12 protein-coding genes, 13 tRNA genes and 1 pseudogene are annotated in these 14,534 nt (G+C 42.9%); 19 read left to right on the forward strand and 7 right to left on the reverse strand.

Features of this window, described 5'->3' with window-relative positions:
• Positions 1 to 53 precede the first annotated feature (53 nt).
• The 13 genes from C6W18_RS16650 (at position 54) to C6W18_RS16710 (ending at position 1,235) form a co-directional block, all read left to right on the forward strand.
• Positions 54 to 126: transfer RNA gene (locus C6W18_RS16650), tRNA-Ala, on the forward strand.
• A 25-nt stretch (positions 127 to 151) separates the two neighbouring features.
• Positions 152 to 225, forward strand: a tRNA-Met gene (locus C6W18_RS16655).
• Between the two features lie 4 nt (positions 226 to 229).
• Positions 230 to 306 (forward strand) — tRNA-Ile (locus C6W18_RS16660).
• Positions 307 to 313: 7 nt separating this feature from the next.
• Positions 314 to 406: transfer RNA gene (locus C6W18_RS16665), tRNA-Ser, on the forward strand.
• A gap of 24 nt (positions 407 to 430) precedes the next feature.
• Positions 431 to 507: transfer RNA gene (locus tag C6W18_RS16670), tRNA-Met, on the forward strand.
• A 25-nt stretch (positions 508 to 532) separates the two neighbouring features.
• A tRNA-Asp gene (locus C6W18_RS16675) sits at positions 533 to 609 on the forward strand.
• A gap of 17 nt (positions 610 to 626) precedes the next feature.
• A tRNA-Phe gene (locus C6W18_RS16680) sits at positions 627 to 699 on the forward strand.
• 27 nt (positions 700 to 726) lie between these two features.
• A tRNA-His gene (locus C6W18_RS16685) sits at positions 727 to 802 on the forward strand.
• 11 nt (positions 803 to 813) lie between these two features.
• Positions 814 to 887 (forward strand) — tRNA-Gly (locus C6W18_RS16690).
• Positions 888 to 903: 16 nt separating this feature from the next.
• Positions 904 to 980: transfer RNA gene (locus C6W18_RS16695), tRNA-Ile, on the forward strand.
• A 6-nt stretch (positions 981 to 986) separates the two neighbouring features.
• Positions 987 to 1,061: transfer RNA gene (locus C6W18_RS16700), tRNA-Asn, on the forward strand.
• Between the two features lie 4 nt (positions 1,062 to 1,065).
• Positions 1,066 to 1,156 (forward strand) — tRNA-Ser (locus C6W18_RS16705).
• 7 nt (positions 1,157 to 1,163) lie between these two features.
• A tRNA-Glu gene (locus C6W18_RS16710) sits at positions 1,164 to 1,235 on the forward strand.
• A 76-nt stretch (positions 1,236 to 1,311) separates the two neighbouring features.
• On the opposite strand, the gene C6W18_RS16715 is transcribed toward C6W18_RS16710, so the two are convergent.
• From C6W18_RS16715 to C6W18_RS16725, 3 genes are all read right to left on the reverse strand, one after another.
• Entirely contained in the window at positions 1,312 to 1,788 is a 477-nt protein-coding gene (locus C6W18_RS16715) for a TspO/MBR family protein (RefSeq protein WP_034325148.1), read from the reverse strand.
• Between the two features lie 86 nt (positions 1,789 to 1,874).
• Positions 1,875 to 2,609: a TraR/DksA C4-type zinc finger protein gene (locus C6W18_RS16720; RefSeq protein ID WP_034325147.1), complete on the reverse strand. Its 735-nt coding sequence runs from the start codon at positions 2,607 to 2,609 to the stop codon at positions 1,875 to 1,877.
• Between the two features lie 117 nt (positions 2,610 to 2,726).
• The gene (locus tag C6W18_RS16725) at positions 2,727 to 3,665 is read right to left on the reverse strand and encodes a 1,4-dihydroxy-2-naphthoate polyprenyltransferase (protein ID WP_034325146.1); all 939 of its coding nucleotides are present in this window, start codon (positions 3,663 to 3,665) and stop codon (positions 2,727 to 2,729) included.
• A 381-nt stretch (positions 3,666 to 4,046) separates the two neighbouring features.
• Here C6W18_RS16725 and C6W18_RS16730 point away from each other — a divergent pair, with 381 nt between their 5' ends.
• The 6 genes from C6W18_RS16730 (at position 4,047) to menC (ending at position 11,488) form a co-directional block, all read left to right on the forward strand.
• Complete coding sequence (locus tag C6W18_RS16730; protein WP_105928306.1) at positions 4,047 to 5,465, forward strand: isochorismate synthase; 1,419 nt, start codon at positions 4,047 to 4,049, stop codon at positions 5,463 to 5,465.
• Positions 5,458 to 7,200, forward strand: a complete 1,743-nt coding sequence (gene menD, locus C6W18_RS16735; RefSeq protein ID WP_105928307.1) for a 2-succinyl-5-enolpyruvyl-6-hydroxy-3-cyclohexene-1-carboxylic-acid synthase — start codon at positions 5,458 to 5,460, stop codon at positions 7,198 to 7,200. Before C6W18_RS16730 ends, menD begins: the two co-directional genes overlap by 8 nt.
• Entirely contained in the window at positions 7,185 to 8,012 is an 828-nt protein-coding gene (gene menH, locus C6W18_RS16740) for a 2-succinyl-6-hydroxy-2,4-cyclohexadiene-1-carboxylate synthase (protein ID WP_105928308.1), read from the forward strand. The genes menD and menH overlap by 16 nt, the downstream gene beginning before the upstream one ends.
• A gap of 14 nt (positions 8,013 to 8,026) precedes the next feature.
• The gene (menB, locus tag C6W18_RS16745) at positions 8,027 to 8,845 is read left to right on the forward strand and encodes a 1,4-dihydroxy-2-naphthoyl-CoA synthase (protein WP_034325142.1); all 819 of its coding nucleotides are present in this window, start codon (positions 8,027 to 8,029) and stop codon (positions 8,843 to 8,845) included.
• 70 nt (positions 8,846 to 8,915) lie between these two features.
• A complete protein-coding gene (locus C6W18_RS16750) occupies positions 8,916 to 10,367 on the forward strand; it encodes an o-succinylbenzoate--CoA ligase (protein ID WP_105928309.1) in 1,452 nt (483 codons plus the stop codon).
• Positions 10,364 to 11,488 carry an o-succinylbenzoate synthase gene (menC, locus tag C6W18_RS16755; RefSeq protein ID WP_105928310.1) on the forward strand — a complete coding sequence of 375 codons (1,125 nt, stop codon included), beginning with the start codon at positions 10,364 to 10,366 and terminating at the stop codon, positions 11,486 to 11,488. The genes C6W18_RS16750 and menC overlap by 4 nt, the downstream gene beginning before the upstream one ends.
• 106 nt (positions 11,489 to 11,594) lie before the next feature.
• On the opposite strand, the gene C6W18_RS16760 is transcribed toward menC, so the two are convergent.
• From C6W18_RS16760 to C6W18_RS16775, 4 genes and pseudogenes are all read right to left on the reverse strand, one after another.
• Entirely contained in the window at positions 11,595 to 11,786 is a 192-nt protein-coding gene (locus C6W18_RS16760; RefSeq protein WP_034325139.1) for a hypothetical protein, read from the reverse strand.
• Positions 11,787 to 11,811: 25 nt separating this feature from the next.
• Positions 11,812 to 11,970: a DUF1540 domain-containing protein gene (locus C6W18_RS16765; RefSeq protein ID WP_008360682.1), complete on the reverse strand. Its 159-nt coding sequence runs from the start codon at positions 11,968 to 11,970 to the stop codon at positions 11,812 to 11,814.
• A gap of 72 nt (positions 11,971 to 12,042) precedes the next feature.
• Entirely contained in the window at positions 12,043 to 13,089 is a 1,047-nt protein-coding gene (locus C6W18_RS16770; protein WP_189318114.1) for a cytochrome d ubiquinol oxidase subunit II, read from the reverse strand.
• 22 nt (positions 13,090 to 13,111) lie between these two features.
• Positions 13,112 to 14,439, reverse strand: a pseudogene (locus C6W18_RS16775) (cytochrome ubiquinol oxidase subunit I).
• Between the last annotated feature and the right edge of the window lie 95 nt (positions 14,440 to 14,534).

The following is a 14,534-nucleotide window of genomic DNA, read 5'->3' on the forward strand; positions in this document are numbered from 1 at the left end:
TTTGGGACCAAGGGGTCGCAGGTTCGAATCCTGTCTTCCCGACCATCTTTTATGGGGCCTTAGCTCAGCTGGGAGAGCGCCTGCCTTGCACGCAGGAGGTCAGCGGTTCGATCCCGCTAGGCTCCACTTTCTAAAGGAATATTTTTATCATGGCGGTGTAGCTCAGCTGGCTAGAGCGTACGGTTCATACCCGTGAGGTCGGGGGTTCGATCCCCTCCGCCGCTATAAAGGACCTTTAGCTCAGTTGGTTAGAGCAGACGGCTCATAACCGTCCGGTCGTAGGTTCGAGTCCTACAAGGTCCACCATCTATACGGAGGAATACCCAAGTCCGGCTGAAGGGATCGGTCTTGAAAACCGACAGGGGTGTCAAAGCCCGCGGGGGTTCGAATCCCTCTTCCTCCGCCATATCTTTTTAAAAAACCATATCATCGCGGGGTGGAGCAGTTCGGTAGCTCGTCGGGCTCATAACCCGAAGGTCGCAGGTTCAAATCCTGCCCCCGCAACCAAATTTTTTCGTATCTCTTCTATATTGGTCCGGTAGTTCAGTTGGTTAGAATGCCTGCCTGTCACGCAGGAGGTCGCGGGTTCGAGTCCCGTCCGGACCGCCATTTTTAAATGAATACATGGCTCGGTAGCTCAGTTGGTAGAGCAACGGACTGAAAATCCGTGTGTCGGCGGTTCGATTCCGTCCCGAGCCACTTTTACAAATAAATATTGACAGTATGGCGGTTGTGGCGAAGTGGTTAACGCACCAGATTGTGGCTCTGGCACTCGTGGGTTCGATTCCCATCAATCGCCCCATACATATTTTTGCGGGTGTAGTTTAGTGGTAAAACCTCAGCCTTCCAAGCTGATGTCGTGGGTTCGATTCCCATCACCCGCTCCATTTGTATATCGTTCATGGGCCTGTAGCTCAGCTGGTTAGAGCGCACGCCTGATAAGCGTGAGGTCGGTGGTTCGAGTCCACTCAGGCCCACCATGATCTTCCGCAGTAGCTCAGTGGTAGAGCTATCGGCTGTTAACCGATCGGTCGTAGGTTCGAGTCCTACCTGCGGAGCCAAAATGGAGAAGTACTCAAGTGGCTGAAGAGGCGCCCCTGCTAAGGGTGTAGGTCGCGCAAGCGGCGCGAGGGTTCAAATCCCTCCTTCTCCGCCATTTATCTGGCCCGTTGGTCAAGCGGTTAAGACACCGCCCTTTCACGGCGGTAACACGGGTTCGAATCCCGTACGGGTCATTTTGAAAAGAGATCTTTCATAGATCTCTTTTTTCTTTTTATCAAAACGAAAGACCGCCATTATCGCGGTCTTTTTTTACATATTCATGGAATAGATCATATAAGACAAATATGTCGCAAAGAATCCCCATAAGACATAAGGGATCATTAATATAGAAACGACTTTACTGAGCTTTCGTGAGACGATGACAAGTGCGAGTGCTGTCAGTGCAACAAGCAGACAGTCAATGGTAGCGGCAAACAAATCTTTTTGTGTAAATTGAAAAAAGCTAAAGGCTTGATTGAACACGTAATTTAAAAGAAAAAGAATCCAAAACGGTAAAGTGATTTTTTGAAATCCGTACTTCCCATAAATAATCGCTGCAGACAACGAGATGAGAGCAAATAAGACAGCCCAGACAGCTCCAATCACGCCCCCACTAGGTGTCCATTCCGGTTTGTTTAATGCATCATACCATTCTCTGTCGATAGGGAACAAGAACCCTGCAATAGAGAATAGAGCGTATGTAATAAAGAAGACGATAATCGCCCAAATGATACTTTTTCTAGCCATCAAGAATCTCCTCCAATCAAATTCACTCTTAAAGTGATTTCCCAATTATTACATGATATAAACATAAAGCCCCCAATATGAGGGGACTATTGATTTTTTTCTGTATAAGGTTCTTCTTCGTACGGCTTCAAGTCACCAAACACCGTCATGACGCCTTCTTCATCTAATGCATCTTCATAAGCTTCGTGTGCTTTATTTGGATACACCTTGCTTGCTTTGCCTTCGATATCAGCAGCCGCGAATCCTTCATAGTCTTCAACATAATCTTCATCTTCTGATTGTGTATACACATCATCGTAAGTTTGCGGAGGAAATTCCATATCGGACGGGGTATCAGAGTTGCCGTAGCGTTCTACGTCTTGATATGCATCTTCTCCATCGTAGGCAGCACTTTCTTCATTTTCAAATTGTCCTGATGGCGGATTTAATAAATCCTCTTCAATGGGACGATTTTGTGAAACGGTCTGCTCTTTTGAATGCTCTAGGCATGTGACGGCGGTAGGCAAGGCTTCTAATCGTTCTTTAGGAATAGGGGCTTTACATACCTTACACACACCATATGATCCGTCTGCGATTGCTTGGAGTGCTTCATTGATGTCTGACAAATGTTCATGTGCCAAACTGTTTAAGGCAATATCTTTTCCGCGCTCGAACAGTTCTGTTCCTTGGTCACCAGGATGGTTGTCATAGGCAGACAGTTCTCCGACTGCATCATAAGGAAATGATACTTTCTGTTCTTCGTCATGGCTATTGGCTTCAATTTCTTGTTTTTCATCGAGAAGTCGCTGCTTCAAATGATGTAATTCGTCTTTAGACAACAAAGCGATCATCCTTTCATATCAAACATATTGTTAGTATGAACAATTTTGCATGTAAGACTAGTTCCAATTTGAAGCAATTCCTCATAAAAAAACGCCTACGGCTGCAGGCGTTGGATATTACGCAATATAATATTGTAGTATCAATGCGATCGTTAACAGGAAACCGAAAAAAGTATTGGTTTGAGCTGTAGATTTCATCGCATTCATTAATTCAATTGGCTTTTCTTTTTGCTTAAACTCTTTAATGGCTGTATATGCTTTTGGCACACTGAGTAAAACAAGAAGACTCCAAAGGCCAACGATATCTGTGAAGATATAAACAAAAATGAGTACATATGATACCAAAAACATGGAAAGTAGAATGTTCACTGCATTTTTACGTCCAGCAAGGATAGCAAGTGTTTTACGTCCATTTTCCTTGTCGCCGTCTAAATCCCGGATATTGTTCGACAGTAAGATGGCTCCAACTAAAATAGAAATTGGCAATGACACGAGAATAGCTTTTGACGTCAATGTGCCTGTTTGGATATAGAAACTAATGAGGATAATCCCTAATCCCATAAAAGCACCTGATACAAGTTCTCCAAATGGTGTATAAGCAATTGGTACAGGTCCACCGGTATAGAAATAACCTGCTGCCATACAAATAAGTCCTATAAGTGCAATCCACCAGCTAGACATCATGCAAATATAAACCCCAAGTAATAAAGAAAGCGCGAATAATGCATAGGCGAGGCTGAGAACTGTTTTTGGTTTCACACCATTTCTAACAATGGCGCCGCCGATGCCGACAGATTGCTCATTGTCCAACCCGCGAACATAGTCAAAATACTCATTAAACATGTTCGTTGCGATTTGGATAAACATAGATGCAAATAGCATAGCTAAAAATAGCCCAACATGTATTTGACCACTCGGAAGTGCTAGAACAGTTCCTAAAGTAACGGGAATAAATGCCGCTGTTAATGTATGCGGTCGTAGTAAATTCCACCAAATTCGCCAGTTTTTATCAGGCTTAATCGGTGAAAGCTGATCTGTTATCGATTGATGCTGCATAAAATATACTCCTTTAAATAAAAAAATACGTACACGTCCAAATTCCAGTTTAGCAAAGTTCAAAAAGGTGTCAATATATTGATGCGATGAAACATGAAAAAGATGTTTGCTAATCGTTTCCATATAGAGAGAAAGCTTGATCTTAGAACAGGTCCTGCCATTTTTCTTTAGATGCTCTCGTTTCGATAAGCGGGAGCGAAAAAATCTTGAAAGCGTGATATAATAAGGATTCGAGGTTTTAAAAGCTGTTTTCTTTACTAAGTTCATCTGTTAAGGTTTATAATAGAAAAACAGGTCATTCGACATACTCGAATGTTCATGTATTTTTTACATGATGGTTTTATTTTTTATGTTATTTCATGGATTTTGGAGGAATGTATCATGGTGACAACAGTGCAAAGTACTTTCCGGCAGGAAGCGCTTGCGACATTAGAAGAAGCGAATAACGTCAACCATGCTGTTTTGATAAGCTACTCCAGAAGAGTTGACGATCTAGATCCTCTTGCCTTTTTCCAAAGTGGCGAAGCGGATTTTTTAGGCGAGCGGTTTTTTTGGTCTGATCCAGAAAGCCAAATGATATTTTCTGGACTTGGCAGAGCGGCCGTCATTAAATCATCTGAGCAAGGCAAGGAACGATTCGATACAGTTCATCATGAATGGGAACAGCTAAAACAGCACATGTTCCATTTTCATGATGAGAAGGAGCTAAAGCAAGCAGCTGTTGGTCCGCTTTTATTTGGAGGATTTTCATTTGATCCGTATGAAGAGAAGGCGCGTCACTGGGAAGCGTTTGGCGAGGCTCATTTTTTTGTGCCATCTATGATGCTGACTGTCTCCAAAGAAGGCACGTTTCTTACGATCAATGAATGGAAGCAGGTGGACGGGAATGTTCATCAGCTCATTCAAGAGGTAGAACAGAAAGCCTCTCGTTTCGAGACATTACCGGTACGAACTGATGGACAAGCTGAGCTAGTTCATATGGAAGAGCTGGATGTGAAGGAATGGATGAAGGCAATCCTTGAAGCGACAGAACACATTCGTGCGAACGAATATGAAAAGGTTGTTTTAGCAAGAGAAGTCTTGCTTCACTATAAAAATCAAGTTGAACTTGCTCCACTATTAGCAGAATTATTAAAGCACCAAACGACGAGTTACGTATTTGCTATAGAACAGGGAAGACAAGCGTTTGTCGGAGCTACGCCGGAACGTTTAGTCAAAAAAAGCGGTGAAGAAGTCTTTTCATCTTGCTTAGCAGGTTCCATTGTACGTGGGAAAGATGAAACCGAAGATCAAGCATTGGGTGAGGAACTGCTTCACGATGAGAAAAATTTGATTGAACATCAAATTGTCGTCAATATGATTGAGCAAGCATTTGAGGCAAACTGCCATCACGTGCATAAACCTAATCAACCAAGTCTTTATAAAACAAAAAACATTCAGCATTTATTTACACCGATTGTAGGAGAAATCAAAAGCAGCTGTTCCCTCTTTTCATTAATAGAGCAGCTCCATCCAACGCCGGCATTAGGAGGATATCCGAAGGAAAAAGCGGTTGAGGTGATCCGTGAAATCGAACCGTTGAAACGTGGTTGGTATGCCGCACCGGTTGGCTGGATTGATTCTCAGGACAATGGAGAATTTGCTGTGGCGATTCGGTCAGGTCTTATTGAGGAAGACCATGTTCGTTTGTTCGCAGGCTGCGGAATTGTCGAGGATTCCCTTGCAAAGCAGGAGTACGAGGAAACGCAAGTGAAATTAAGACCAATGCTGTCTGCTCTTGGAGGTCGTCCTATTGAATAATCAAATCATGACAACATATATTGGCAGATTGATGGATGAATTTGTACAAGGTGATGTGAAGGAGGCGGTTGTCTGTCCTGGTTCTCGTTCAACCCCGCTTGCGATGTTGGCTCTTGCCCATCAAGACATCAATGTCCATGTGTTAGTGGATGAACGATCTGCTGCTTTTTATGCGCTTGGTCTTGCGAAAGCGAGTCAAAAACCAGTGCTGCTCATTTGTACATCAGGTACGGCAGCTGCTAACTTTTACCCAGCCATTGTAGAGGCGCATTATTCAAGGGTACCACTCATTGTTTTAACTGCTGATCGGCCGCACGAATTGAGGGAAGTTGGGGCACCTCAAGCGATTGATCAGCAATTCTTATTCGGTAAGTTTGTTAAATGGTTCACAGACTTAGCATTGCCTGAAGAAAGTCAAACGATGCTGCGGTATGTACAGACTGCTGCCGCTAGAGCAAGTCACATCTCAAAGCAGGAGCCAAAGGGACCTGTTCAGGTCAATGTGCCACTGAGAGAGCCGTTGCTTCCTGATCTGGCCATTGATCCTTTTCATAGAGAAGCAACAGACACGAAAAAGGTATTATCAGCAGGTCACGCTTTCCCAAATGATCATGTCATGTCTGAATTAGTGACAATCATGAACCAATCTACAAGAGGGCTGATTGTTGCTGGTGAACTTCATACGAAGGAAGAGCAAGAGGCAGTGTTGCGTCTTTCGAAAGCCTTGCATGTTCCCATTTTAGCTGACCCGCTTTCTCATTTGCGAAATGGGCATGAAAATGAAGAGTTGATTATCGATGCGTATGATTCTTTATTGAAAGATCAAGCATTACAGCAGCATCTATTGCCTGATATGGTGATTCGTTTTGGACCGATGCCTGTGTCTAAGCCTTTATTCAAGTGGTTGGAAAAGCATGCAGAAGTGAAGCAGATTGTCGTAGATGCTGGCGGAGGTTTTCGAGATCCTGGATTAAGTGCATCATACGTGATTGAAAGTCATGTGGCTACTTTTGTAGATGAAGTCTTAAATAGAGCGGATCAACGTGAGGATACAAATTACTTAAACTGCTGGCAGAGTGTCAATTCTTCTTTTAGAACGCATGCAGCCCAATATTCTGATGAGGACCTGACATTCGAGGGAAATGTGTATCGTCAGCTTCAGCACCTCTTGCCAAAGGAGAGTGTGCTTTTTATCGGAAATAGTATGCCGATTCGTGATGTGGATACATTTTTTGAAACTCAGTCGAAACCTTTTCGTATGCTGGCGAATCGCGGGGCAAATGGCATTGATGGCGTTGTGTCCACAGCACTCGGAACGTATGCGGCTCTGAAGCAACCGATTACCTTGGTCATTGGAGACTTGTCTTTTTACCATGATATGAACGGGCTTCTTGCCGCTAAGTTGATGGAAATTCCACTGACGGTTGTTTTGTTAAACAATGATGGTGGAGGAATCTTTTCTTTCCTTCCGCAGGCATCTGATGAGCCGTATTATGAGAAACTCTTCGGTACGCCGACTGGGTTGAATTTTGAGTATGCATCGAAGCTGTATGGGGGAACCTATTCGAAGCCAAAAACGAAGCAAGAATTACACGATGTGTACATGTCGCATATCCATGAGCCTGGGCTTCATTTAATTGAAATTGAAACAGACCGGCATTCCCGTGTAGGCAAGCACCGCCAGATGATGGATGAGGTTTTAGGAGAAGTGAAAAAAGAATGTCTTCTCTCATAATACGAATGCGTGATGGTGTTGCGTATGAGGTGGTGGATCAAAACCGATCGGCTGAGAATGCCACGTTATGTTTACATGGATTTACAGGTAGTGCCGCCTCTTGGCAGTTTCTGAATGCTTATACGGAGAATACAAGATTGATTCAGGTCAGCTTGCTTGGGCATGGCCGCACGGACTCACCAAAAAGCGTGAGAAGATATGCGATGTCGCAGCAGCTGATAGATCTTGCTGAAATTTTAGATCAATTAAAGCTTCACAAAGTGAATATTCTCGGATATTCTATGGGAGGGCGTATTGCTTTATCGTTTACCTCCCGTTATCCAGAACGTGTAAACAAACTGATCCTTGAGAGTGCGTCTCCAGGGCTTCGTTCTTTCAAGGAGCGGATGACAAGGCTAAAGCATGATCATCAGCTGGCTCAAAAGATTAGACATGAAGGCTTAACTCAGTTTGTGGATTTTTGGGAGAACATTCCGTTGTTTGCTTCGCAGAAATCCTTATCAGCAGGCACACTGGCTCAACTGAGAGAGGGAAGGCTAAAATCCAATCCCCTTGGGCTAGCTCGCAGCCTAGAAGGCATAGGAACAGGTTCACAGCCGTCTATGTGGCAGGCACTAAAGCATATCAAACTGCCTGTTTTGTTCATATGCGGAACGCTGGATGAAAAGTTCTGTCATATCGCCAAATGTATGCAGCAGGAGCTTGAAGGTAGTCAATTAACATTGGCAGAGCATGCTGGGCATACAGTTCATGTGGAACAGCCACATTTTTTTGGTAAAATAGTAAGTGAGTTTATTTTAGCGCAAGATTAAAGGAGGAAATATTGATGGCTATTGAATGGCAAACTGAGCGTCAGTATGACGAAATTTTATATGAAACGTATCATGGGATTGCAAAGATCACCATTAACCGTCCACATGTACATAACGCGTTTACACCAAAGACCGTCAGTGAATTAATTGATGCATTTTCACGCGCTCGTGATAATTCTGATGTTGGCGTGATCGTACTTGCAGGTGCTGGAGGTAAAGCATTCTGTTCTGGTGGAGACCAAAAAGTACGCGGCCATGGCGGCTATGTAGGAGACGATCAAATTCCGCGTCTCAACGTATTAGACTTACAGCGTTTGATTCGTGTCATTCCAAAACCAGTCATTGCGATGGTTGCAGGTTATGCGATTGGCGGGGGACATGTTCTTCATATCGTTTGTGATCTGACCATTGCAGCAGACAATGCCATTTTTGGACAAACAGGACCAAAAGTAGGCAGCTTTGATGCTGGTTATGGCTCAGGCTATCTTGCACGTATTGTTGGTCATAAGAAAGCGAGAGAAATCTGGTACTTATGCCGTCAATACAATGCACAAGAAGCGCTTGATATGGGACTTGTCAACACAGTTGTACCATTAGAGCAGCTTGAAGAAGAAACAGTGAAGTGGTGTGGGGAAATGCTAGAAAAGAGCCCGACTGCTTTACGATTCTTGAAGGCTGCATTTAATGCAGATACGGATGGATTAGCTGGGATTCAGCAATTTGCAGGGGATGCGACACTTCTTTATTACACAACAGATGAAGCAAAAGAAGGACGCGATTCCTTTAAGGAAAAACGCAAGCCGGATTTCGGTCAGTTCCCGCGTTTCCCTTGATTCAATGATATGAATGAAAACAGCTTAGTGCATCAGACTAAGCTGTTTTCTTTTACGAAAAGGAGGTGTCATGATGAAGCAACCCAATTGGCTGCTGCACCGTGCCTATTTAACGCCAGACCGAGTCGCGCTCATTTATCAAGATAAAAAGTGGACATTTCGCGAATTAGCCTTTGAAGTAGATGAGCTTTCAAATAGACTTGCACGTACATCACTGAAAAAAGGGGAGACGGTTGCGCTTTTGATGAACAATCATCCTCAAATGGTGATGCTTGTTCATGCTTGTTTTTTAATAGGATTAAAAATCGTGCTATTGAACAATAAGTTAACAAAAGTTGAAAGGCTCTATCAGCTTGAAGATGCAAAAGCAGCGGCTTTATTAACAGAACCTGTTTATGCAAATGATCATGATGGTGATTTACCTGTTTATACAATTGAAACTTTGCCTGAAGCTGATCAAGATCATAAAAAGAAAATCGAGAAAGACTTTGATTTGAATGAAACAGCGACCATCATGTATACATCTGGAACGACAGGGCGTCCAAAAGGGGTGGAGCAAACGTTTGGCAATCATTTTCATAGTGCTGTTTCCTCTGCACTGAATGTAGGCCTCAGAGAGGACGACCGCTGGCTTATTGCGCTGCCCCTTTTTCATATAAGCGGCTTATCAGCTCTATTTAAATCTGTTATATACGGCATGACCGTCGTGCTTCAACAAAAATTTGATGTCGATGAGGTAAAGGCTTCAATTGAACAGCATCGTGTGACGATGATTTCAGTTGTTCAAACGATGTTATCCCGTTTATTAAGTAGGTTAGAAGAATGTCCGTCTTCTTTACGCTGTCTTTTATTAGGCGGAGGGCCCGCGCCTTATGCCATGCTTCAAGAGAGCAAAGAGAAGGGCTTTCCTGTGTTTCAATCGTACGGTATGACGGAAACCTGCTCACAAATTGTGACACTTGCGCCTGAATTTAGTGTAGAAAAGCTTGGATCGGCGGGAAAACCTCTATTTGGGTGTGAACTGAAGATTCAAGATGGTGAACGCACTTGTCGACCTTTTGAGCATGGTGAAATCATGGTTAAAGGTGCAAATGTAATGAAAGGATACCTTCACCGTGAAGAAGAAACCGCTGCTGCCTTTGATCAAGGCTGGCTGAAAACAGGTGATATTGGATATGTGGATGAGGAAGGGTTTTTATTTGTGCTCGACCGACGTTCAGATTTAATTATTTCTGGTGGAGAGAATATTTATCCTGCAGAAATTGAAGCGGTTCTCTTAACACATCCGTATGTAAAGGAAGCCGGAGTGACGGGTATGTATGATGATAGATGGGGAGAGGTACCTGCTGCCTTTCTTGTGACAGACCATAAGATACCTGAGAATGAGCTCTATGCTTTATGTCAGTCGCATTTAGCCAAGTATAAATGGCCAGCTGTTTTTCAATTTGTGGACGAGCTGCCAAGAAATGCGTCGAATAAATTGCAGAGGCACAGACTCAAGTCAAAGGGGTTTTTTAGATGATTCAAATTGAACGAGTGATATTATATCATGTCACGATGAAGCTCAAGCAGCCATTTACAACAAGTTTAGGAACAATCTCAGAGCGTGAGTTTATTATTGTCGAGGTAAAAGATCAAACAGGATTGACTGGGTGGGGAGAGGTGTCTGCCTTCTCTTCCCCGTGGTATACAGAAGAAACAATCGAAACCTGTTATCACATGCTAAGGGCTTTCTTTATTCCGAATGTGCTGACGCGTTCTTTTACACATCCTTCAGAAATTCCAGATAGCCTATATCACTTTAAAGGCAATAGAATGGCCAAAGCGGGAATTGAAGCGGCTGTTTGGGATATTTATGCGAAGCGTGAGAATAAGTCCTTACGCGACGTATTAGGCGGCAAAAAAGAGAGAATTCCATCTGGTGTTGTGGCGGGTTTAGGACCCATTGATGAAATGCTTCAGCAAATTCAGCAATATGTTGACCAAGGCTACCAGCGTGTGAAGGTGAAGATTAAGCCGGGACAAGATATTGGACTTCTTCAAAAGATACGAGAGTCTTTTCCTGATCTTCCGTTAATGGCGGATGCAAACTCTGCCTATGAATTAAAGGATATTAGCAAACTGAAGCAGCTTGATGACATTCGTTTATTAATGATTGAACAGCCTTTAGCTGCTGATGATATTGTGGATCATCGTCATTTGCAAAAGCATTTAAAAACACCTATTTGCTTGGACGAAAGTATTTGTTCTTTAGACGATGCCCGAAAGGCTATAGAACTAGGCAGCTGTCAAATTATTAATGTGAAGCCTTCACGAGTTGGTGGGCTGACAGAAGCACTTAAAATTCATGCGTTTTGTAAGGAGCATCAAGTTCCGTTATGGTGTGGGGGGATGATTGAAACAGGCATTTCTCGCGCGCAGAACGTGGCACTTGCTTCGCTTCCGCAATTTATAATCCCAGGTGATATTTCAGCTTCGTCAAAATACTGGGAGCAGGATATCATTTTTCCTGAAATCAAAGTTGAAAATGGGTTTATTGAGGTGCCTCGTTCTCCAGGAATGGGTGTGGAAGTTGATTATCAAGCGCTCCGTTCTTTTTCAGATAAAATTGACGTATTTACAAAACATGATTTTGTGAAATGAAAACAAGATTATCACCTTTTGCACATCCAATAGAAAATATGTATAGTGGGGGAAAGTTTTTCCTTCCTGTCTGAACAAAAAAGAAAGAGCGGTGATCCGCTCTTTCTTACTCTTCTACCAGCTCGCTGTCGTACGCAAGCTGTCCAATATACTGATGCATCTCATGAGGCATGTTTGTTACATGACCATATTCATCATCCCAAAGGTTTAAAAAGGAGTGAGCTGCCTGATAAAATGTGGCTTCGTCCGCGTCATGAATATCGTCAAAAAACGTTTGAAGCAGCCGATCGTGTTTCAAAGTGAAGCGCCTCCTTTAATGAGACTTAAAGATCTTGAGGTTTAAACGTTTTACAGTCAGTTTCTTCACTTTTCTCAGCCGTATTTCCTGTATGGCTGACGACATAGATTGCATCTGCACCACAGCGATTTCCAGCATTCCAATAGGAACAGTTGTTTACTTCACAAAGGATTTTTTGACTCATACAGATGACCTCCTTTTGAGTATGTCTTTCTTTCTTTTATAATGTAACCGAAATGAACGTCGTCCATTCATGTTAATCTTCCTGACGTATATAACGCTTATCCTTCATAAACAATTTCCAGAAGAAATAGAACCCAGGAAATAAGATGATAAAACCTACAATATACGTAATAAATAATGCCCTAAATGTGACAGGGTCTGTAAATCCAGACATGATTGTAATATCTGGATAAGCCATATAGGGTAAATGTGCACGTCCATACACATAGCTTGCTAAGAAATATTGAATGGTAATCGCAATGACGGCTAAACGTGGTCTCCCTCTCCGATGCTTAAATCGGCTGTTTGGTATAAATAGGGCCAATCCTGCAAGCAAAAACATGAGTAGGGAAACAATCAGAATGGGGATGTTCTCCATCATTTTTGAAAACAGCCAATTGGCCTCGCTTCGAAGAGTCAGCATGATAAAGAAGGCCATCATGAGAGAAAGCGGACCAGTAATGAGAGCACCTCTTCTATAAATGCTGTAGGCTTCATCTTCATCTGCCACATTAGAGAAATCAGCTAAAAGCAAAGACGAGAGAAAAAGGGTGCTGAAAATCGCAAAGCCCACGAAGGAATAGACATTTGCACTTGTAAAGACCAGTCCTAAATCTAACGAGTAGATGTTGTTCTCCTGAAAGATAAACCCACCATGGGTAATCGGAAGAACCATGATGAGGATGGACGGAATGATAAAGCCGCTAATCCCTGAAATGTATGTGACGGCTTTCCGGTATTTTTTAGGCAGTGAATGAGAAAATACGAGAAACCCGCTTCGCAGTGCAAGAAGCAATAAAATGATGCTGCCTGGTATTAATAAAACGGTGCCAAGTACAAAGGTCGCACCTGGAAACAGGCTAAACAAAGCGACGACGATGGCCACAATGAATACGTTTGTCACTTCCCATGTTGGAGAGAGGTACTTATTTGCGATATTAGCAGCCTTTGTTTGCTCTCTATTCATATAAATCATCGACCAAAATCCTGCGCCGAAATCCATTGATGCCATCACTGCGTAGATAAAAACGAATCCCCATAAGATGGTGATTGCAATGAGCGCATCAGTTGTAACATCCATTTGCATCAAGATCGCTCCCTTTTTAAGATTCTGTTAACCGTAGGTCTTCTTCAATTGAATGTTTTCTAAAGTAGTACGTCAGTACAATAACGGTTGCTATGCCTAAAATGAGATAGACAATGGCAAAAAGAATGAAGAGTGTCCCAATAGAGCCTGATGACGTGACAACCTCTGAAGTTTTAAGCATTCGATAAATGACCCATGGCTGGCGGCCTGTACATGCAAAAATCCAGCCGAATTCAATGGCCAAGAGACTTAGTGGTCCGCCGAATAAGTAAAGAAAAAGGAGCCACTTGGGATAATGTTCACGTTTTAAAATTTTACGATAGAACAGTGCTAACACAGCAAATAGAATGAGCACTGATCCAATAATGACCCGTTAAATAACGTGTGAATAAATAAAGGCGGCCACTCGTCACGAGGAAAATCATTTAAGCCTTTGACCACCGTATCAAAACTATTTCCTGCCAGAAAACTAAGGGCCCATGGGATTTCAATCGCACCTTTAATTTCCTGCGAATCGGCATCAGTAAAACCACCTATTGCAAGAGGCGCATGTGATTGCGTTTCAAATAAACCTTCTGCACCCGCTAACTTTTCAGGCTGATATTCATACAGGAGCTGAGCGGATTCGTGACCGTTTAAGGCTGTAAGAAAAGAGAAAAGTCCACCTACAATGAGTCCAAGAAAAAGGGCTTTTCGATGAAACGAATAGAGCTTCTCGTTTTTTCTTGTTTTGAGCATTTTAAAAGCAGCCACTGAAGCAATCACAAAAGCACCTGTTGTAAAAGCAGACAGCACGACATGTGTAGCGGTCACAACAAAACTTGGATTGAAAAAGGCCTTCCAGGGCTCGATATTCGTGATTTCTCCATTGACCATCTGAAAGCCAGCAGGTGTTCCTTCAAAAGCATGTACGTTTGTAATCAGAATCGCTGAAGCGGCTGCGCCAATCACGACAAAAATTACGGTAATGATGCGCATAGCAGGTGAGAGGCGATCCGCTGCGTACACATAAATAGACATAAATAATGCTTCAATAAAGAAAGCATAGATTTCAATCTGAAATGGAAGTGACATGACCTTTCCGATAACCTCCATAAAACCTGGCCATAGTAGGGCAAGCTGCGTACCGGCAATGGTACCTGTTGGAATGGCAACGCCTAATAGGACAGCCTGTGCCTTTGTCCATCGCTTGGCCATGACGGCATAATGCGGGTCTTTCGTTTTTTGAAAGATGAGTTCAGCTAATAAAATCATTAGCGGGATGCCGACACCAAGCGAGGCATAAATAATATGAAAGCCCATTGTTGTGCCGAACAGGCTTCTAGCTAAAACGAGATCAGTCAATTTTTTCTCCGCCTTTCTTATCACTTCTCTTTTTCATGATGCTTATTATTCTCCACCATTTTTAGATTATTCTTCCTGACTAAGAAAGCTTGTTT

This window comes from Bacillus sp. LLTC93 (assembly GCF_002993125.1).
Lineage (GTDB): Bacteria > Bacillota > Bacilli > Bacillales > Bacillaceae > Bacillus > Bacillus zhangzhouensis.